The following is a 19,149-nucleotide window of genomic DNA, read 5'->3' as shown; positions in this document are numbered from 1 at the left end:
GTATTGAGGCACCTTTGTTGCCTCCCGCATATGACAGGACACCCCCTTGGATTTGTTGAATCCGGGGGGTGTTTTCCTCTGGAACGGCCCGGAGGGGCAGGTCGGCCGTCCATGATGGGTGCATGGCGGGCCTGGAGGGTGTGGAACAGCCGCGGCAGCGCGGCAGCGCTTCGGCGGTACGGCTCACGGCGGCTGTTGAGGACGAACAGGGTCTCAAGGCGCTGGAGTTGTACGGGAATCCGGCCGAGGCGGAAGTGACACTGCCGTCCATGCCGGAGTCGGCGAGTACGGCGCGCCGGCTCACCCAGTGCGTGGTGATCCGCCTCTGGGGACTCTCGCCGCAGATCGCCGAGCACGCCGTCCTGCTGGTCTCGGAACTCGTCGGCAACGCGGTGCGGCACACCGGGGCCCGCTCCTTCGGCTTACGCATGCTGCGGCGGCGCGGCTGGATCCGGGTGGAGGTGCGCGACCCCTCGCGCGGGCTCCCCTGTCTGATGCCGGTCCACGAGCTCGACACCACGGGCCGGGGCCTCTTCCTCGTCGACAAGCTGTCCGACCGCTGGGGCGCCGACCTGCTGCCGCGCGGGAAGATCACCTGGTTCGAGATGCGGGTCGCCGACCGCCAGAACGCCTGAACCCCGAAGGCGCGCCCGAACCCCGAAGAAACGCCTGAAGCCCCCGGCTCGCCGTGGTGGGGCGGTGTGGGGGCTTCATGGGTGCGCCGAGGATCGAAGGGGGTGTGATCCTCGGCGTGGGGGCTTCGCTCGGGTCAATGGGGAAGCCGTGGTTCCGACTATGGCAGACGAGGGTCCAAACGCCAAAAGTCCATACTTGGACATAAGTGTGCAAATCATAAGACTTTCTAGCTAAATCCTAGGTGAGGTGGGCCACTCACCTCGTAATCTATGAATAACTATCGGAACCTCTGAGTGAATCGTTGATCACATAGAGGATCGGCCACCCGTTCGGCCCCTTCTGGGAGACGTCCCGAATTGGGTCAATCATTACCTTCCGGGTCATCCACCCCTTAAATGGGCAGGTGCTCTCACAACCAGGCCGCCGCGCGGCCCTGCGCGGGGCCCTGCGTGCGGCCGGCCTCGGAGCGGCCGCGACCGCGGCGGCCGGCCTCACCGCCGCCTGCGGACCGGGCCGCCCCGCCCCCGCGTCCACCGCCCCGCCCCCCGGTCCGGCCAGACCCGACCGCCCCGCCAAGGCGGTCGCCGCCGCCCCCCGCCGGTTCGCCGGGCAGCCCGTGGAGATCGGCCACGGCCCGCGCGACCGCCCCCGGGTCGCCCTCACCTTCCACGGCAACGGGGACCCCGCCATCGCCCGGGCGGTCCTGACCGAGGCCGAACGCGGGGGCGCGCGGGTCACCGTACTGGCGATCGGCAGCTGGCTCGACGCCCACCCGGACATGGCCCGCCGGATCCTCGACGGCGGCCACGAGCTCGGCAACCACACCCAGCGCCACCTCGCCGTCAACGACCTGCCCGAGGCGGAGGCCTACGCCGAGATCACCGGCTGCGCCCAGCGGCTCAAGCGGCTCACCGGCTCCATCGGCACCTGGTTCCGGCCCTCCCAGACCCAGTACGCGACCCCGCTCGTCCGGAAACTGGCCCAGCGGGCCGGCTATCCGCACGTCCTCTCGTACGACGTGGACTCCCTCGACTTCACCTCGCCCGGCGCCGCGGCCGTCATCCGCACCGTCACCGGGACGATCCAAGGCGGATCGGTGGTGAGCCTGCACTTCGGCTACGCGGACACGGTCGACGCGATGCCTCCCCTCCTCGAAGAACTCGCGCGCCGCAAGCTGCGCGCGGTGACCACCACGGAGCTGCTGACCCAATGACCACCACCCGCCTTCCCCGGAAGGTCACCGTGCTGCTGGCCGGTCTGGTCCTCGCCGCCCTGGCCGGCTGCGGAGCAGCCGAAAAGGGGCCCGCCGAGGCGCTCGGCACCAAGGGCCCGGCCAAGCCCGTCAAGGCCGTGCCGGCCCTCCCGCCCGGTCTGCCCGGCATGCCGCCGCTCCTCGATCCGAACGACGTCTACGCGGCGGACCGGCCGAACAAGCTCTCCCCGGTGGTCAAGGACTTCCCGTCCCGCGTCTACGTGCCGAACACCAACTCCAACACGGTGTCCGTCATCGACCCGGTGACCTACCAGGTCATCGACACCATCCCGGTCGGCGTCCAGCCCCAGCACGTGGTGCCCTCCTGGGACATGAAGACCCTGTGGGTCAACAACAACCGCGGCCACACGCTCACCCCGATCAACCCGGCCACCGGCGAGGCCGGAAAGCCCGTCGAGGTGCACGACCCGTACAACCTGTACTTCACCCCGAACGGCAAGTACGCGATCGTCATGGCCTCGATGGACAAGGAGCTGGTCTTCCGGGACCCGCACACGATGGACCGCGTCAAGACGGTCCCGGTGACCTGCTACGGCGTCAACCACGCGGACTTCTCCGCCGACGGCCGCTACTTCATCGTGAGCTGCGAGTTCTCCGGCGAACTGCTCAAGGTCGACACCGAGCGGATGGAGGTCATCGGCCAGCAGAAACTGCCGTTCGAGGGCGCCATGCCGCAGGACGTCAAGGTCTCCCCGGACGGGAAGACCTTCTACGTCGCGGACATGATGGCGCACGGCATGTGGGTGCTCGGCGGGGACAAGTTCGAGACCCCCAAGCTGCTGCCCACCGGCAAGGGCTGCCACGGCCTGTACGTGAGCCGCGACTCCAAGGAGATGTACGTCTCCAACCGCGGCGAGGGCACCATCTCGGTCTACAACTTCCCCGAGAACAAGCTCACCAAGAAGTGGACCCTGCCGGACGGCGGCAGCCCCGACATGGGCGGGGTCTCGGCCGACGGCAAGGTGCTGTGGCTGTCGGGCCGCTACAACTCCGAGGTGTACGCGATCGACACCGCGACAGGCAAGCAGCTCGCCCGGATCCCGGTCGGCGGCGGCCCGCACGGGCTCGCGGTGTACCCCCAGCCCGGCCGCTACTCGCTCGGCCACACCGGGATCTTCCGGTAGCCGTTGATCCCGGCGGCCGAAGGACGTGACGACGGTGCCCCGGGGGCTCGCACGACCCCCGGGACACCGCCGCCGGCCCGTCGGGCCACGGACTACCAGGCGACCGGAAGACGCTCCGGAAGCCGCTTGATGAAGCCCGTGCGCCAGACGAGGTTCTCGGCGGGCACCGCGAGGCGCAGCCCGGGCAGCCGCTCGACCAGCACCTCCAGCGCGATCTCGGCGTGGGCCCGGCCCAGCGCGGAGGCCGGGCAGAAGTGCCGCCCGGCGCCGAAGGCGAGATGGGCGTTCGGGCTCTCGCGCTCCAGGTCCAGCTCGTCCGGGCGGTCGAAGGCCGCCGGGTCGAAGTTGGCCCCCTCCAGCAGGACGAGGACGAGCTCGCCCTCCCTCACCAGCACGTCGCCGACCCGGACGTCCGCGAGGGCGATGCGCGGCAGGCCGTCGCCGACGGACAGGTTCCAGCGCAGCAGTTCGTCGACCGCCCTGCCCATCCGCTCGGGGTGCTCGCGCAGGTGGCCGATCAGCTCCGGCCGCTGGAGCAGCGCGAGGACCGCGAGGGTCAGGAACGCCGACGTGGAGACCGCGCCCGCGCCGAAGAGCGAGACGGCGACCGTCGCGAACATGTCGTCGCTCAGGTGGGCCGACTCCGGGTCCGCCTCCTTCAGCCCGGCGAACCCGCCGAGGAGCCCCGTACGCTCCTCGGGGGCCAGCGCGAGCTGGACGCCCAGCCGCTCGGCGAAGTAGCCCACGTCCTTGTACCAGTTGAGGGCTGAGTCGGCGAACGGCTCGCGCGCGGTCATGAAGGCGACGTCCAGCCCCGACATCAGCCGGCGCCAGTCCTCGAAGGGCACCCCGAGCACCTGGCAGTGCAGGGCCGCCGAGAAGGGGTCGGCGAACCCCGCCCGGAGGTCGGCCGGGCCGCCCTCGGCGACGATCTGGTCGATGAGCTCGCCGGCTTTGGCGCGCAGCAGGTCCCGGAGCCCCTTCTGGCGCGGGTTGAGCGCCTTCATCACGGTGTTGCGCAGGCCGGCGCTGTTGATGTTGCCCATGTTGTTCACGACCTCGGGCGGGATCGTCAGCGCGTACTGGCGCGGGACGCCGGCGTTCGCCGTGTCCTTGAGGCTGAAGCGCTCGTCCTCCAGCACCTGCCGGGCCAGCGCGTAGCTGCTCACCAGCCAGGCCGGGTCACCGGTGAGGGTGCGGACCCGGGCGACCGGGGCCTTCTCGCGCAGCCAGGCGCACTCCTCCGGGAGCACGTCACCGCGCCGCGAGAGCGGGAAGTCGAGGAGCGGCCGCGGCTCGTGGCTCTCCCGGCCCTCAAGCTGCTCGACGCTCATCGGCGGTCCCTCCTTCGGTCGGTGCGGTGGACTGCGCCGGTGCGGTGGCCGCGGCCGTGGCCGTGGTCTTGGCCGCGGCGGGATCGGGCCGTACGACGGCGTACGCCTGGTTGCGGGTCGCGCGCAGGCCCCCGCCGCGTCCGAAGAGGACATCGGTCAGCGGCATCCTGACGTGGTAGGCCGCCACCGAGGACGGCACGTCGAGAATGCTCGGGGTGTCCACGAAGAACGGCAGCTCGGCTGCCATGTAATCGAAACAGACCTGCAACTGTCCGGCTGTGATCGATTCACCTTCCGGCAACTTGGATCCGACAAAGTGCAGGGCCATGTCCTCGCAGCCCTTGCGGAATTCATCGTCGGTTTCCAGGAAATGCAGGATGCGGCGGTGGAGCAGTTGGTAAACGGGGTTCGACTGAAACTCGGACAGGGCTCGCACGCGCATATCGGCCCGTCCGGGTCCGGACTCCTCCACGCCCTTGAGGATCCGCCGCCGGACCGCCTTGATTTCCTTCGCGGCGCGCTTTTCCGCGTGTTCGCGGGTGTAGCCGAAGGCCGCGAACATCCGGTCCACGTGGAGGTCGGCGTAGACGAAGTCGACCTGCGCGAAGCGGGTCGTGGCCCACTGGGCGAGGCCGGCGATGCGCTCGGAGCTGAAGTAGCTGTTTCCGGGACTCACTCCGATGAGCACATGGTCGCCGTCTTCCCAGATATGGCGGCAGGTGCGGGTGAAGGGCAGAACTTCGAATGATGCGTCAGCTGTGATCGTCACCTGTGTGATCGCCCTTGTTGCCGCTTGTCCCTGGGAGCCCTGCGCTCCTGGTGTGGCGGCAATGCCGTTACGTTATGCCGTGGCCCCGGAGCGTGACAAGTGCGGGCCGGATTTGTTGGCTGGAATTATCGCTTCCGTGTTGTGGAAGGGTAATTGAATTTCTTTCTGCCGTCCGAACGGGACCCGCGGCGGGGGTCGGCCGGGGGGACCGCTACCCTGAGCCGGTCAACAGGCATCAAGAAGGAGTGGACCCAGTGGCGGACATCGACAGCGCACGGACGACGTTCGGCAAGTTCGACGTGAACGGTGACGGCTTCGTCACGGCCGACGAGTTCAAGGCGGCCATGGCGGCCATGGGCGACCCGTTCGTCACCGGCCCGGTCGCGGACGCCGTGATCGCCGCCAAGGACGTGAACGGCGACGGCCTGCTGAGCTTCGACGAGTTCTGGGCCTCCCTGAACAAGTAGTCCCTCCGCGCCCGCTCCCGCCCCGCGCACCCGGCCCGCCGGCCGGCCCGGGGCGGGAGCGCGCGCGTGTCAGGCCTCCGGCCCGGACGGCATGTCCTCGACCTCGGCGAGGGCCTCCTCCAGCCACTGCAGCCAGAACGTCTCCAGCGCGATCCCGCCGTGCAGGACGAGCCGGCGCAGCCGGTCCTCCACGGCGTCGCGCCCCGGCGGGAAGTCCTTCTCCTCGATGGCCTCGTACTGCGCCAGCTGCCGCCGGTGCAGGTCCAGATGGCGCCGCAGCTCAGGGCCGAGCCCCTGCGGCCCCACCACGCCCGCCGCGCGGATCCGCAGCAGCAGCGGGTCGCGCATCGGCTTCGGGTCCTGGCTCTCGCCGACCCACCGGGCCAGCTCCGCGCTGCCGCCGGGCAGCACCTCGTACTCCTTCTTCTGCCCGCGCACGGGCGCCTCGCTGGGCAGTGCCCGGATCAGCCCGGCCTCCTCCAGCCGCCCGAGCTCGCGGTAGATCTGCTGGTGCGTCGCCGACCAGAAGTACCCGATCGACTTGTCGAACCGCCGGGTCAGCTCCAGCCCGGACGAGGGCTTCTCGAGCAGGGCGGTGAGGATGGCATGCGGGAGGGACATGGCGCCATCCTAGGTTTGCGGCGACCCCCGTCCGGCCGCCCCGTCCGGCCGCCCCCGTCCGGCCGCCCCCGTTCGGCCGTCCCCGGCTGGTGGCCGGGCCCGGACGTCCACAGGCTGGGGCTCGTCCTCGTCGACCAGGCTGGAGGAAGCCGTGGAGCAACTGCTGAGAGTCCAGAACTTCGGCGTCTCGCGCGACGGGTTCGGCGCCGGTGAGCACCAGTGCCTGGAGCGGCCCTTCGGCGACGCCGATCCCGGTGCGCTGTTCGCCTGGGCCGGAGCCACCGCGAGCTGGCCCAACCGCACCGACCCCGGAGGCAGCCGGGGCCTCGACGACTACTTCACCCGGGACTTCGCGCACAACATCGGCGCCGAGATCATGGGCCGCAACAAGTTCGGGCCCCAGCGCGGGCCCTGGACCGACCACGAATGGCGCGGCTGGTGGGGCGACGAGCCCCCGTTCCACACCCCGGTGTTCGTCATGACCCACGACGAGCGTCCGTCGTTCACGCTCTCCGACACCACCTTCCACTTCGTCACCGCCGACCCGGCCACGGTCCTCGGCACGGCGCGGGAAGCGGCGCGGGGCAGGGACGTCCGGCTCGGCGGCGGGGCCACCACCATCAGGGAGTTCCTCGACGCCGACCTCGTCGACACCCTGCACGTGGCGGTCTCACCGGTGGAGATCGGAGCCGGGGTACGGCTCTGGGAGTCACCCGACGAGCTCCTCGACCGGTTCCACCTCGACGTCGTGCCCAGCCCGAGCGGCGTGACGCACCACCTCTTCTGGCGGCGCTGACCACCGCCCGGCGGCGGGCCCGGGGCGCGTGCGGCGCCCCGGACCCGCCGGTCTGTCGGCTCGTCCGCCCGTCACTGGGTGACGTGCGAGATGTCCAGGACGAACCGCTCCGGGGAGTGCAGGGTGTAGGCGCGGTAGTACGGCACGGTGTCGAAGGCGGCGCCGAAGGTCACGTACCCCTCGTAGTCGCCGGTCAGGGCGATGCCCTTGAGCTTGCTGAGATAGATCTTCTGGAGCTTGGGTCCCTGGTAGACGTTCCCGCCCGCGTCGTCGTGCGCGGCGGCGGGGTGGAAGCGGATCTCCAGGAAGTGCTTCCCGGCCAGCGGCACGGGCTTGCCGGACCCGTCGTAGACCAGCTGCGGGACGGGAGTGACGGTCACCTCGGGGACGTACCCCTGCAGGTCGATGACGATCCGGTCGTACGTGGCGTGCCCGCCCCAGCGGGCATTGACGACGAGCGGGGTCTGGCTCTGGGTGGCGGTGGCGGCGGTAGGGGCGGCGGCGGTGGAAGGAGCGGCCGAGGCAGGTGCGGCGAAGGAGAGGCAGGCGGCGAGCAGAGCGCCGGATGCCAGGGCCACGATCTGCCGGAGACGTGCGTGGATCATGACGTCCCCTCGATTCCTGAGAGACGGGGACTGGTGGCACGGCTTAGGACGCCACGGAGGGATCCCGCGGTTCCCGTCTCGTCCGGGCTCTCGTCCCCGTCCTGGTTCGGTCAATCCACCGCTGCACAACTGCCTTTGGTGGCAGGGTGGTTGGGTCGAACCCGGCCCGCCCGACAGGAGAGAACCGGATGCGTCTTCACCGCTTGTCCCGTCATGCAACGGTTGCCGTGGCCCTCGTCCTGGCGGCCACCGCCTGCGGCGGTGACGCGGAGCGCGAGGTCTCGCAGGAGGGGAAGGGCGGCTACCGCTGGGTGGCCACGGACGAGATCTGCAACGTGCTCCCGTACGGCAAGCTCGCCGACCCGCTCGGTGCCCGCGAGGAGGCCGCGGACCGGGACAAGCGGTCCGGCACGGGCGCCCCCGGCGTCAAGTGCGTCCAGCCGCTCGTCGAGTCCGGCCCGGCGGAGTACGGGAGCGTCAAGGTGGAGCTGGACCTCGCCTACACGGAGAGCGTCGACTTCTCCAAGGACGTCTTCGCCCGGGCCCGCGAGAGCACGGCCAAGGACATGCCGGACAGCGGCTTCACCGACGTGAAGGGCGTCGGCAAGGAGGCCTACCGGTTCGCCTTCAACAAGCCGACCGAGCTGCGCCAGGTCCATGCGCTGCGGATGCGCGACAGCAACATGATGGTCGACGTGACGGTCACGGCCGAGGCGCGCACACCGCCCACCGCCGAGAGCCTGCAGGCGTACGACAAGGCGGTGGACGATTTCGCCCGGGGGGTGCTCAAGGCACTGCGCCGCGGATAGCGCCCGACGGCGGACGGAAAGGGAAGGGGCCCGGCGCGCACGCGCACCGGGCCCCTTCCGTCACCTGCCGTGGATCAGCACTCGATGACGTTGACCGCGAGACCGCCGCGGGCGGTCTCCTTGTACTTGACCTTCATGTCGGCGCCCGTCTCCTTCATGGTCTTGATGACCTTGTCGAGGGAGACCTTGTGGGTGCCGTCGCCGCGCATCGCCATCTTGGCGGCGGTGACGGCCTTGACCGCGGCCATGCCGTTGCGCTCGATGCAGGGGATCTGGACCAGACCGCCGACAGGGTCGCAGGTCAGGCCCAGGTTGTGCTCCATGCCGATCTCGGCCGCGTTCTCGACCTGCTCCGGAGTGCAGCCGAGGACCTCGGCGAGGGCGCCGGCCGCCATCGAGCAGGCCGAGCCCACCTCGCCCTGGCAGCCGACCTCGGCGCCGGAGATCGAGGCGTTCTCCTTGAAGAGCAGGCCGATCGCGCCCGCCGCCAGCAGGAAGCGGACCACGCCCTCCTCGTCGGCGCCGGGCACGAAGTTCACGTAGTAGTGCAGGACCGCCGGGATGATGCCCGCGGCGCCGTTCGTCGGGGCGGTGACCACCCGGCCGCCGGCCGCGTTCTCCTCGTTCACGGCCATCGCGTAGAGGGTGATCCACTCCATCGACAGCGCCAGCGGATCGCCCTCGGAGCGGAGCTTGCGGGCGGTGTTCGCGGCCCGGCGCCGGACCTTCAGGCCGCCCGGCAGGATGCCCTCGCGCGACATGCCGCGCGAGACGCAGGCCTGCATGACCCGCCAGATCTCGAGCAGGCCCTCGCGGATCTCCTCCTCCGTGCGCCAGGCCTTCTCGTTCTCCAGCATCATCGCGGAGATCGACAGGCCGCTCTCCCGGGCCATGCGCAGCATCTCGTCACCGGAGCGGAAGGGGTACTTCAGCACCGTGTCGTCGAGCTTGATCCGGTCCTCGCCGACCGCGTCCTCGTCCACGACGAAGCCGCCGCCTACCGAGTAGTAGGTCTTCTCCAGCAGCGGGGTGCCGGCGGCGTCGTACGCGAAGAGGGTCATGCCGTTCGCGTGGTACGGCAGGGAGCGCCGGCGGTGGAGGATCAGCTGGTTCGGCTCGTCGAAGTCGATCTCGTGGACATCGCCTATCTCCGTGCCCAGCAGCCGCAGCCGGCCGCTCTTGCGGATGCGCTCGACCTCGTCGTCGGCGGTCTCGACGTTCACCGAGCGGGGGGAGTGCCCCTCCAGGCCCAGCAGCACCGCCTTGGGGGTGCCGTGTCCGTGGCCGGTCGCGCCGAGGGAGCCGAAGAGCTCGGCCCGGACGGCGGCGGTCTGGGCGAGCACGCCGTCCTTCTTCAGGCGCGTCACGAACATGCGGGCGGCCCGCATCGGACCGACGGTGTGCGAGCTGGACGGACCGATGCCGATCGAGAAGAGATCGAAAACGGAAATGGCCACGTTGGCGGTCTCCCGGGTCATCCCCGCGGTGGCGGGGAACGGACCGTCCAGTCGCGCTCGCAGCGTAGCGAGGCGGCCGACGGAGGGGCGGACTTTGCAGGGATTGCGGGCAAAGATCACCTCGTGGGCGCCCTTGCCCGGTTCATCAGCGTACGTCAGTTCGTCCGGGGGCCGGTTACGCCGACCTGTACGGCGGCTTTCGCGGCCCCGACGTCGAGGACCGCGCCCCGGGCCATGGGGAAGGCCCGGCCCTGTGCGAGACGAGGCCGGGCCTTCCCAAGCCGTCGCCTAGAGCGTCGGGTACAGCGGGAACTTCGCGGCGAGCGCCGAGACGCGCGCCTTCAGGTCCTCGGCGTCGTACGTCGGCTTCAGCGCCTGCGCGATGATCTCGGCGACCTCGGTGAAGGCCGCGGCGTCGAAACCGCGGGTGGCCAGCGCCGGCGTACCGATCCGCAGACCCGAGGTGACCATCGGCGGCCGCGGGTCGTTCGGGATGGCGTTGCGGTTGACCGTGATGCCGACCTCGTGGAGGCGGTCCTCGGCCTGCTGACCGTCGAGCTCGGAGTTGCGCAGGTCGACCAGGACCAGGTGCACGTCGGTGCCGCCGGTGAGGACGTCCACGCCCACGGCCTTGACGTCGTCCTGGACCAGGCGGGCGGCGAGGATCTTCGCGCCCTCCAGGGTGCGCTCCTGGCGCTCCTTGAACTCGGGCGAGGCCGCCACGAGGAAGGAGACCGCCTTGGCCGCGATCACGTGCTCCAGCGGGCCGCCCTGCTGACCGGGGAAGACCGCGGAGTTGATCTTCTTGGCCAGCTCCTGCGTCGACAGGATGACACCGCCGCGCGGACCGCCGAGGGTCTTGTGCGTGGTGGTGGTGACCACGTGGGCGTGCGGCACCGGGTTCGGGTGCAGGCCCGCGGCGACCAGGCCGGCGAAGTGCGCCATGTCGACCATCAGGTACGCGCCGACCTCGTCCGCGATGCGGCGGAAGGCGGCGAAGTCCAGCTGGCGCGGGTACGCGGACCAGCCGGCGACGATCAGCTGCGGCTTGGACTCCTTGGCGAGGCGCTCGACCTCGGCCATGTCCACCTCGCCGGTCTCGTCGACGTGGTACGGGACCACGTTGTAGAGCTTGCCGGAGAAGTTGATCTTCATGCCGTGGGTCAGGTGACCGCCGTGGGCCAGGTTCAGGCCCATGATCGTGTCGCCCGGCTTCAGCAGCGCGAACATCGCGGCGGCGTTCGCCTGCGCACCCGAGTGCGGCTGGACGTTCGCGGCCTCGGCGCCGAACAGCGCCTTGATGCGGTCGATCGCGATCTGCTCGACCACGTCGACGTGCTCGCAGCCGCCGTAGTAACGGCGGCCCGGGTAGCCCTCGGCGTACTTGTTGGTCAGGACCGAACCCTGGGCCTCCATGACGGCGACCGGAGCGAAGTTCTCCGACGCGATCATTTCCAGGGTGGACTGCTGGCGCACGAGCTCGGCGTCGACGGCGGCGGCGACGTCCGGGTCGAGCTCGTGGAGAGGGGTGTTCAGTACAGACATCAGGGTCCCCTGGGGTCAGTTACCGGCGGTGAGCTGGGCGTACTCCTCGAAGGACAGGGTGTCCTTCGGCTCCTCCGAGAGGCGCACCTTGAAGAGCCAGCCACCCTCGAACGGGGCGGTGTTCACGAGCGCCGGGTCGTCCACGACGTCCTGGTTGAACTCGACGATCTCGCCGGAGACGGGGGAGTACAGGTCGCTGACCGACTTCGTCGACTCCAGCTCGCCGCAGGTCTCGCCCTCGGTCACGGTCTCGCCGACCGCGGGGAGCTGGGCGTAGACGACGTCACCGAGCGCGTTGGCCGCGAACTCGGTGATGCCGACCGTCGCGACGCCGTCCACGGCGTCCGACAGCCACTCGTGCTCCTTGGTGTAACGCAGCTTCTCGGGGTTGCTCATGACCTGATTCTCCTGGATGCGGGGGAGTGGATACGAACGGTGGTCTCGGGTACTGAGACGCTGCCGGACGGGGTTCCCGTACGGCTCGTGCACGGCTGGACCGTGTGCGGAACTACTTCTGCCGCTTGTAGAACGGCAGCGCCACGACCTCGTACGGCTCATGCGTACCGCGAATGTCGACGCCGACGCCGGAGGTGCCGGGCGCGGCGTGCGCCGCGTCCACGTACGCCATCGCGAGCGGCTTGCCCAGCGTCGGGGACGGGGCGCCCGAGGTGACCTCGCCGACGACCTGACCGTCGGCGACGACCGGGAAACCGGCGCGCGGGACGCGGCGGCCCTCGGCGATCAGACCGACCAGCTTGCGCGGCGGGTTCGTGGCGGCGCGCTCGGCGGCGGCCTCCAGCGCGGCGCGGCCGACGAAGTCCCCCTCCTTCTCGAACTTCACGACCCGGCCCAGCCCCGCGTCGAACGGGGTGAGGGAGGTGGTCAGCTCGTGCCCGTACAGCGGCATGCCCGCTTCCAGGCGCAGGGTGTCGCGGCAGGACAGACCGGCCGGCACCAGGCCGACGCCCTCGCCCGCCTTGGTCAGCGCCTGCCACAGCTCCACGGCGTGCTCGGGGGCGACGAACAGCTCGAAGCCGTCCTCGCCGGTGTAGCCCGTACGCGCGATCAGCGCGGGCACGCCCGCGACGGTGCCCGGCAGACCGGCGTAGTACTTGAGGCCGTCCAGGTCGGCGTCCGTGAGGGACTTCAGGATGCCGGGGGACTCCGGGCCCTGCACCGCCAGCAGCGCGTACGCGTCGCGGTCGTCACGGACCTCGGTGTCGAAGCCGGCGGCACGCTCGGTCAGGGCGTCGAGGACGACCTGGGCGTTGGAGGCGTTGGCGACGACCATGAACTCGGTCTCGCCGAGGCGGTAGACGATCAGGTCGTCGACGATCCCGCCGTCCTCCTGACAGATGTGTGTGTAGCGGGCGCGGCCGACGCCGACGGTGGAGATGTTGCCGACCAGCGCGTAGTCGAGGGCCTTGACGGCCTCCGGGCCGGTCAGCGTGATCTCGCCCATGTGCGACAGGTCGAAGAGACCGGCCTTGGTGCGTACGGCGTTGTGTTCGTCGCGCTCGCTGGCGTACCGCAGCGGCATGTCCCAGCCCGCGAAGTCGGTCATGGTCGCACCGAGCGAGCGGTGCAGCGCATCGAGGGCGGTCAGACGGGGGGCAGTGCTCATGGGTGTGGCTCCCAAGTCCCAGGGCATGACATGACGAGGAGGGTCCTCCCCATCTGTCATCGGAACCTGAGAGGTTCGCCGAGAGTTCCTCGGCTTGCACCTTGGGTGGAGCTGTCGAACAGCTCGCTTTTCAGATCTGCCTCATCCACGCGGTACGGGGCCTGAGAGATTCAAGGGAGGATCTTGCTCCTTCGGCGCCCGCGCACGGCCTTGCGGCGTGCCGGGACTCTCCCGCGCGGATTCAAGCGGCCGGTATGCAGTTGGTCCAGATGGCGCACATCATTGCACGCCATGCCCGTGATCGGGCGGAGGGGTCCGAAAGTTCGTACGGTACCCCGAGAGGACGGACCGGAACCGGGGATGCCGGATTACCGTCTCTTTACACTCAGTGGGCAAGGGTCCTGGTGACCCGATTCGGGGGAGGCGAACACTGTGCGGAGATTCGGAGTGGTGACGACGACGGGAACCGTGGACGCGGTGCCGGCGCAGCGCGGGGCGCGCGGACGGGACCACGAGCGCGAGCATGCCGCGGACACCGGCATCGGCTCCGTACGCGACCTGCGCGGACCCGAGGTGCGCGGCCCGCAGCGGCTCGCCTTCGCGGACGGCGACATCGTCGTGGTGTCCGGCCTGCCCGGCGGCGGCAAGAGCACCCTGATCAAGCGGGCGGCGGCCGAGGGCGGCGCCGTCGACTCCCAGGACACCCGTGAGCGCTGGGAACGGCGGATGCCGCCGGCCCTGCCGTACGCGGTGTACCGGCCGCTCGTGCGCGCCGCGCACTACTGGGGGCTGTGGCGGCTCCTGCGCTCCGGAGCCTCCGTGGTCGTCCACGACTGCGGCACCCAGAGCTGGGTGCGGGGGCTGCTCGCGGCGGCCGCGCGGCGCCGGGGGCGGGCGCTGCACCTGCTCCTCCTCGACAGCAGCCCCGCGGAGGCCCTCTCCGGCCAGGCCGCTCGGGGGCGGCGGGTCTCGGCCTACGCCTTCGCCCGCCACCGGGGCGCGGTGGGCCGCCTCCTGCGCGAAGCCGAAGCGGGCCGCCCCCCGCACGGCTGCGCCTCGGTCACCCTGCTGGACCGTGCCTCCGCGGCGACGGTGACCCGCATCGCGTTCCACGCCTGACCTTCCGGGGCACATCCAGCCCCTCCGGCGCTTGAGGCGCAGCGGCCGGGCCCCCGCAGCGGCGGCGCGGACGGGCCGGTACCCTGCGGGGCGACACGCGGCGGGATCACGGAGGCACGGGACATGCAGGGCAGCGGCTGGCCGGGGAATGAGCTGGAGCACGTGCTCGGGGCGGCGCTCGGGCAGCCGGACGCCGGCGGGCGGATCCTGGAGGTGCTCGGGCGCAGCCAGGTATGGGTGCCCCTGCCCGGCGGCGGCGGCCCGGATTCGGCCGACCTCACCCTGCCCACGATGGACATCGACGGCGTGGCCTACGTCCCCGTCTACAGCTCCGAGGCCCAGTTCCTCGCCTGCGTCGGCCCCGGCATGGACTTCGCCGTGGCCCCGGCCGTGGAGTTCGCCCGCGGCCTGCCCCCGCAGCTCGGCATCGCGGTCAATCCCGAGGGCGCCGTCGGCGTCCCGCTCCCGCCGCCCGCCGTCGCGGAGCTCTGCCGTACCGGCCGGACCCCGCTCGACGGCCCCTCGACCGGCGGTCGCGTCCGGCTCTACGAGCCCGACTGGCAGGAGGACCCGGTGGACTTCCTGGCCGTCGCCACCGAGGAGTTCCGGGCCACCGGCGTGGTCGCGGCCGCGCACCGCTGCCTGGCCAGCGTCGAGGGCGGGGCGCCGGAGCTGTTCATCGGTGTCCGCCTGGTGGGATGGGAACCCGAGATGCGCGAGGCCCCGATGGAGGCCCTCGGACGGGCGCTGACGCGTGTCGCGCCGCCGTGGCCCGTGCAGTTGATCCTGCTGGACGCCGCCCAGGACCCGGTCACGGACTGGATTCGTGAGCGCGTACGCCCCTTCTACCTCCCGTAGGGCCGCTTAAGCTGAGGGGCACGCGTGGACGACGGGCGGACGAAGAGGGGTACCGGGTGAGTGCGTCAGGCACGGCCGCGGCCGGGCAGGTCGAGCACATGATGCGCCAGGTGACCCCCGGGCGCTATGAGAGTTACGAGGCGCTCCTGCATGCCCTGTCCGAGGGGCGGCTCTGGATGCTGCTCTGGCAGGGGCAGCCGGGCTCCCCGGACGCCCAGTACGGCGGCATGGAGGTCGACGGCCTCGGGTACGCGCCCTGCGTCACCTCCCCGCAGGAGCTGGCCGCCAGCGGCTGGAACCGGGGCTACGAGGTGGTCACCGGGCGGGACATCGCCCGCGCGCTCTACCCGGACCGCTGGGGCCTGTGGCTCAACCCGCACGCCCCGGGCGGCGGCCTCGGCGTGCCCTGGGCCGACCTGCGCCGGATCGCCACCGGCCTGGACCGGATGCCGGCCGGCCCGCTGCGGCTCGCCGAGCCCGCCATCGAGCTCCCGCAGTTCTACGGGCTGCTGACCCAGCACGCGCACCGCACGCCCGCCGTCCGGTCGCTGCGCCGCGCCTGGGTGCAGCCCGCGCTCGGGTCCCCGTACCTCGCGGTCGGGCTCGACCTGTACGACGCCTCCGCGCCCGCGCTGGAATCCGTACGGGAGATGATGCGCCAGTCCGTCGGGGTGGTACCCGAGGGCGTTCCGGTGTGCACGGTCGCGCTGGCGGACGAGCACGACCCGGTGGCGATGTGGCTGCGCGCGCAGACCCGCCCCTTCTACGACCGCGAGGGCCAGGCTCCGGCGTACTGATCCGCCTTTTCCGCCTTTTCTGCCTTTTCCCTCGCTTCCGCATATCGAGACATCTCCCTCGAAGGCCGCACCGGACCCATCGGTGCGGCCTTCGGCATATCCGCTGAATAGACCCAAGATCCATGCACGAAAAGGCAGTTGGGACGGATGTCCGTTCCGCGCCGAACATGAGGTCTTGAACCGCTCAGGCGGGTGCACCGTTCGGATAACGGAAGTCGACACGTCACATCACGGTTGCGCATCACATCCCCGTCGGGTCTGGCGGGTGATCGAGAGACCGTTGAAGACTCCCCCCACTGAGAGGGCCCAACCAGCGGGTGCCCACTCTTCATCCGCATTTCGCGAGCAGTTCCGTAGCGACGAACCGCCGGCAACCAGCGACAACCGCGACACGATGTGAACCAAGCCGTCACAGCGGCTGGCAGGGGCCGGCCACCAGCCGGCCGAGAGGGGTCCCCACCACGATGACGGCACCTACCGAGACCAGCGGGCCCGCGGGGCTCCAGCCCGGCGCCAGCCCGGACGGGGCGAAGCAAGGGGCGATTGAGGGTCGTTCGCTCGGCCGGATCGCATGGACCCGCCTCAAGCGGGACCGGGTCGCGATGGCCGGCGGGATCGTCGTCCTCCTCCTGGTCGTGCTGGCCGTTCTCTCGCAGCCGATCCAGGCGATCTTCGGCCTCGATCCCGACGCCCTCCACCAGGACCTGATCGACCCGTCGCTCGCGACCCCCATCGGCCCCTTCGGCGGCATCAGCTGGTCCCACCCGCTGGGCGTGGAACCGAAGTTCGGCCGTGACATCGCCACCCGCATCCTGGAGGGCTCCTGGGTGTCGCTGCTCGTGGCCTTCGGTTCGACGCTGCTGTCCGTGGTCATCGGCTCGGTGCTGGGCGTCGTCGCCGGTTACTACGGAGGCTGGGCCGACACCGTCATCAGCCGGATGATGGACACCTTCCTCGCCTTCCCGCTGCTGCTGTTCGCGATCTCCATCTCGGCCGCGCTGCAGGGCGGTGCCTTCGGGCTGGAGGGTCTGCCGCTCCACATCAGCGTGCTGGTGTTCGTGATCGGCTTCTTCGGCTGGCCGTACATCGGACGCATCGTCCGCGGCCAGACGCTGTCCCTGCGCGAGCGGGAGTTCGTCGACGCGGCACGCTCCCTGGGAGCGCGCGGCCCGTTCATCGTCTTCAGGGAGCTGCTCCCGAACCTGGTGGCGCCGATCCTCGTCTACGCGACCCTGCTGATCCCCACCAACATCCTTTTCGAGGCGTCCCTGAGCTTCCTGGGCGTCGGTATCCAGCCCCCGCAGGCTTCCTGGGGCGGAATGCTGAGCGAGGCCGTCAGGTACTACAAGGTCGACCCGATGTACATGGTCGTGCCGGGCCTGGCGATCTTCATCACCGTGCTCGCCTTCAACCTGCTCGGCGACGGCCTGCGGGACGCCCTGGACCCCAAGAGCCGCCGCTGAACCGTTTCCTCGGGCGCGGCCGGGCCACCGCCCACCCCATCACCACTCCACTCTGAATCAGGGGGCTTAACTCCACCATGAAAAGCAGGTCGAGATCAGCTGCGGTGCTCGTGGCCGCCATCAGCATCGCCATGGGCGCCTCCGCGTGCAGCGGCGGGGACAAGACGGGCGAGGGCGACGGCAAGGGTTCCGCCGCTGCCAACGCAGCCGTCACGGGTGTCGTCAACGCCTCGGACAAGAAGGGCGGGACGCTCGTCTACGAGGCGTCCGACACGCCCGACTCGTTCGACCCGGGCAACACGTACTACGGCTTCGTCTTCAACTTCAGCCGCCTGTACGCGCGTCCGCTGACCACCTTCGCCCCCGCCCCGGGCGCCGAGGGCAACAAGGTCGTGCCGGACCTCGCCGAGTCCCTGGGTGTCGCGAGCGACGGCGGTGCCACCTGGACGTACAAGCTCCGCAAGGGCGTGAAGTACAGCGACGGCGCCGAGGTCACCTCGAAGGACGTCAAGTACGCTGTCGAGCGGAGCAACTTCGCCCGCGACGTCCACTCCAACGGCCCGAGCTACCTGGCCCAGTACCTCAAGGACAACGAGCCGAAGTACGAAGGCCCGTACAAGGACAAGAGCGACGAGGGTCTGAAGTCCATCGAGACCCCGGACGACCACACCATCGTCTTCAAGCTCAAGCAGCCCTTCGCGGAGTTCGACTACCTCCTCGCCAACCCGCAGTCGGCCCCGGTGCCGAAGGCCAAGGACGACGGCGCGGACTACGTCAAGCACATCGTCTCCTCCGGCTCCTACATGTTCGAGAGCTACGAGCAGGACAAGCAGGCCGTCCTGGTCCGCAACCCCAACTGGGACGCCGGCAACGACCCGCTCCGCAAGCAGCTGCCGGACAAGATCGTCGTCAAGCTGAAGGTCAACCAGGAGACGATCGACTCCAACCTGAAGGCCGGCAACTCCCACATCGACATCGTGGGCAACGGCGTCGCCCAGCAGACCCAGTCGGAGCTGCTGAGCTCGAAGGACCCGAACACCGACAACGCGCAGGGCGGTCGCCTGGTCTACATGGCGATCAACACCAAGGTGGCGCCCTTCGACAAGCCGGAGTGCCGCAAGGCCGTCCAGTACGCGGTGGACAAGGTCTCGGTGCAGACCGCCTTCGGCGGACCGGTCCGCGGCGCCATCGCCAGCACGGTGCTGCCGACGGACATCCCGGGCCACGTGGACTTCGACACCTACAAGACCCCGGACAACAAGGGCGACGAGGCCAAGTCCAAGGAACTGCTGACCGCCTGCGGCCAGCCGAACGGCTTCGAGACCACCATCACGGCCCGCAACGACCGTGCCGGTGAGGTCGACATGGCCACCGCGATCCAGGCCTCGCTGAAGAAGGTCGGGATCAACGTCAAGATCCAGCAGTACCCGGCCGGCAAGTACTTCAGTGACTACGCGGGTGTCCCGAAGTTCACCGAGGACAACAAGATCGGCCTCATGATGATGCAGTGGGGTGCCGACTGGCCGACCGGCTTCGGTTTCCTCCAGCAGGTCGTCCACGGTGGTGCGATCGGCAAGACCGGTAACACCAACCTGTCGCAGCTGAACAGCACCGAGATCAACGGCATGCTCGACAGCAACATCGCCAACACCGACCCCGCCGCGCGCGAGAAGGTCTACGGCGACATCGACAAGAAGGTCATGGACGAGGCGGTCATCGTGCCGCTGACCTACTTCAAGGTGCTGCACTACCGCTCGCCGAAGATCACCAACGCGGTGTCGAACCCGGCCTGGAGCGGCCAGTACGACTACCTCAACGTCGGCCTGAAGTAAGTCCCAACCCCGTAAGGCCC

Annotated in this window: 19 protein-coding genes and 1 riboswitch; of the genes, 11 read left to right on the top strand and 8 right to left on the bottom strand. The window is 70.1% G+C overall.

Translation table 11 applies throughout. The features are described from left to right. The first annotated feature begins 122 nt into the window (after window positions 1–122). The 3 genes from ACFYZ4_RS19920 to ACFYZ4_RS19910 all read left to right on the top strand — a co-directional run bounded on the left by ACFYZ4_RS19920 (window position 123) and on the right by ACFYZ4_RS19910 (window position 3,033). A complete protein-coding gene (locus tag ACFYZ4_RS19920; protein ID WP_202199635.1) occupies window positions 123–635 on the top strand; it encodes an ATP-binding protein in 513 nt (170 codons plus the stop codon). 404 nt (window positions 636–1,039) lie between these two features. Beyond that, window positions 1,040–1,849, top strand: coding sequence for a polysaccharide deacetylase family protein (locus ACFYZ4_RS19915; RefSeq protein ID WP_390784464.1), 810 nt, complete (start codon window positions 1,040–1,042; stop codon window positions 1,847–1,849). Then, on the top strand, window positions 1,846–3,033 hold the full coding sequence (locus ACFYZ4_RS19910; RefSeq protein ID WP_351294959.1) for a YncE family protein: 1,188 nt from the start codon (window positions 1,846–1,848) through the stop codon (window positions 3,031–3,033). Before ACFYZ4_RS19915 ends, ACFYZ4_RS19910 begins: the two co-directional genes overlap by 4 nt. A 92-nt stretch (window positions 3,034–3,125) precedes the next feature. On the opposite strand, the gene ACFYZ4_RS19905 is transcribed toward ACFYZ4_RS19910, so the two are convergent. Together ACFYZ4_RS19905 and ACFYZ4_RS19900 are read right to left on the bottom strand one after the other, a co-directional pair. Beyond that, entirely contained in the window at window positions 3,126–4,367 is a 1,242-nt protein-coding gene (locus ACFYZ4_RS19905; protein ID WP_390784463.1) for a cytochrome P450, read from the bottom strand. Next, the gene (locus ACFYZ4_RS19900; RefSeq protein ID WP_390784462.1) at window positions 4,348–5,136 is read right to left on the bottom strand and encodes a tRNA-dependent cyclodipeptide synthase; all 789 of its coding nucleotides are present in this window, start codon (window positions 5,134–5,136) and stop codon (window positions 4,348–4,350) included. Before ACFYZ4_RS19900 ends, ACFYZ4_RS19905 begins: the two co-directional genes overlap by 20 nt. Window positions 5,137–5,390: 254 nt before the next feature. Between ACFYZ4_RS19900 and ACFYZ4_RS19895 the strand changes: the two genes are divergently transcribed. Then, a complete protein-coding gene (locus ACFYZ4_RS19895) occupies window positions 5,391–5,603 on the top strand; it encodes an EF-hand domain-containing protein (RefSeq protein WP_351294968.1) in 213 nt (70 codons plus the stop codon). 69 nt (window positions 5,604–5,672) lie between these two features. On the opposite strand, the gene ACFYZ4_RS19890 is transcribed toward ACFYZ4_RS19895, so the two are convergent. Continuing rightward, window positions 5,673–6,224 (bottom strand): PadR family transcriptional regulator, encoded by a 552-nt coding sequence (locus ACFYZ4_RS19890; protein ID WP_351294970.1) that lies wholly within the window; start codon window positions 6,222–6,224, stop codon window positions 5,673–5,675. A gap of 151 nt (window positions 6,225–6,375) precedes the next feature. Between ACFYZ4_RS19890 and ACFYZ4_RS19885 the strand changes: the two genes are divergently transcribed. After that, the gene (locus tag ACFYZ4_RS19885; RefSeq protein WP_390784461.1) at window positions 6,376–7,020 is read left to right on the top strand and encodes a dihydrofolate reductase family protein; all 645 of its coding nucleotides are present in this window, start codon (window positions 6,376–6,378) and stop codon (window positions 7,018–7,020) included. A gap of 71 nt (window positions 7,021–7,091) precedes the next feature. Here the strand turns inward: ACFYZ4_RS19885 and ACFYZ4_RS19880 are convergent, their stop codons facing one another. Next, complete coding sequence (locus ACFYZ4_RS19880; protein WP_351294975.1) at window positions 7,092–7,625, bottom strand: hypothetical protein; 534 nt, start codon at window positions 7,623–7,625, stop codon at window positions 7,092–7,094. Between the two features lie 188 nt (window positions 7,626–7,813). Between ACFYZ4_RS19880 and ACFYZ4_RS19875 the strand changes: the two genes are divergently transcribed. Next, a complete protein-coding gene (locus ACFYZ4_RS19875; RefSeq protein ID WP_351294978.1) occupies window positions 7,814–8,434 on the top strand; it encodes a hypothetical protein in 621 nt (206 codons plus the stop codon). 74 nt (window positions 8,435–8,508) lie between these two features. Here ACFYZ4_RS19875 and ACFYZ4_RS19870 read toward each other — a convergent pair whose 3' ends face one another. From ACFYZ4_RS19870 to gcvT, 4 genes are all read right to left on the bottom strand, one after another. Further along, window positions 8,509–9,891, bottom strand: coding sequence for an L-serine ammonia-lyase (locus tag ACFYZ4_RS19870; protein WP_351294981.1), 1,383 nt, complete (start codon window positions 9,889–9,891; stop codon window positions 8,509–8,511). Between the two features lie 288 nt (window positions 9,892–10,179). After that, window positions 10,180–11,436, bottom strand: coding sequence for a serine hydroxymethyltransferase (glyA, locus tag ACFYZ4_RS19865; protein WP_390784460.1), 1,257 nt, complete (start codon window positions 11,434–11,436; stop codon window positions 10,180–10,182). A 15-nt stretch (window positions 11,437–11,451) separates the two neighbouring features. Continuing rightward, window positions 11,452–11,832, bottom strand: coding sequence for a glycine cleavage system protein GcvH (gcvH, locus tag ACFYZ4_RS19860; protein WP_351294987.1), 381 nt, complete (start codon window positions 11,830–11,832; stop codon window positions 11,452–11,454). A 112-nt stretch (window positions 11,833–11,944) separates the two neighbouring features. Next, entirely contained in the window at window positions 11,945–13,060 is a 1,116-nt protein-coding gene (gene gcvT, locus ACFYZ4_RS19855; protein ID WP_351294990.1) for a glycine cleavage system aminomethyltransferase GcvT, read from the bottom strand. 140 nt (window positions 13,061–13,200) lie between these two features. Then, window positions 13,201–13,304: riboswitch (glycine riboswitch) on the bottom strand. A gap of 206 nt (window positions 13,305–13,510) precedes the next feature. On the opposite strand from gcvT, the gene ACFYZ4_RS19850 reads away from it, so the two are divergent. The 5 genes from ACFYZ4_RS19850 (at window position 13,511) to ACFYZ4_RS19830 (ending at window position 19,129) form a co-directional block, all read left to right on the top strand. Next, a complete protein-coding gene (locus ACFYZ4_RS19850) occupies window positions 13,511–14,179 on the top strand; it encodes an AAA family ATPase (protein ID WP_390784459.1) in 669 nt (222 codons plus the stop codon). A 123-nt stretch (window positions 14,180–14,302) separates the two neighbouring features. Further along, window positions 14,303–15,037, top strand: a complete 735-nt coding sequence (locus tag ACFYZ4_RS19845; protein ID WP_351294993.1) for an enhanced serine sensitivity protein SseB — start codon at window positions 14,303–14,305, stop codon at window positions 15,035–15,037. A 56-nt stretch (window positions 15,038–15,093) separates the two neighbouring features. Beyond that, window positions 15,094–15,834, top strand: coding sequence for an enhanced serine sensitivity protein SseB C-terminal domain-containing protein (locus ACFYZ4_RS19840; protein WP_351294996.1), 741 nt, complete (start codon window positions 15,094–15,096; stop codon window positions 15,832–15,834). Window positions 15,835–16,298: 464 nt separating this feature from the next. Continuing rightward, on the top strand, window positions 16,299–17,297 hold the full coding sequence (locus tag ACFYZ4_RS19835; protein WP_351294999.1) for an ABC transporter permease: 999 nt from the start codon (window positions 16,299–16,301) through the stop codon (window positions 17,295–17,297). Between the two features lie 131 nt (window positions 17,298–17,428). Continuing rightward, window positions 17,429–19,129 carry an ABC transporter substrate-binding protein gene (locus tag ACFYZ4_RS19830; RefSeq protein ID WP_351295023.1) on the top strand — a complete coding sequence of 567 codons (1,701 nt, stop codon included), beginning with the start codon at window positions 17,429–17,431 and terminating at the stop codon, window positions 19,127–19,129. Window positions 19,130–19,149 lie beyond the last annotated feature (20 nt).

It is taken from the genome of Streptomyces sp. NPDC001513, assembly GCF_042894695.1.
Classification (GTDB): Bacteria; Actinomycetota; Actinomycetes; order Streptomycetales; family Streptomycetaceae; genus Streptomyces.
This window is presented reverse-complemented; position numbering and strand designations above follow the sequence as displayed.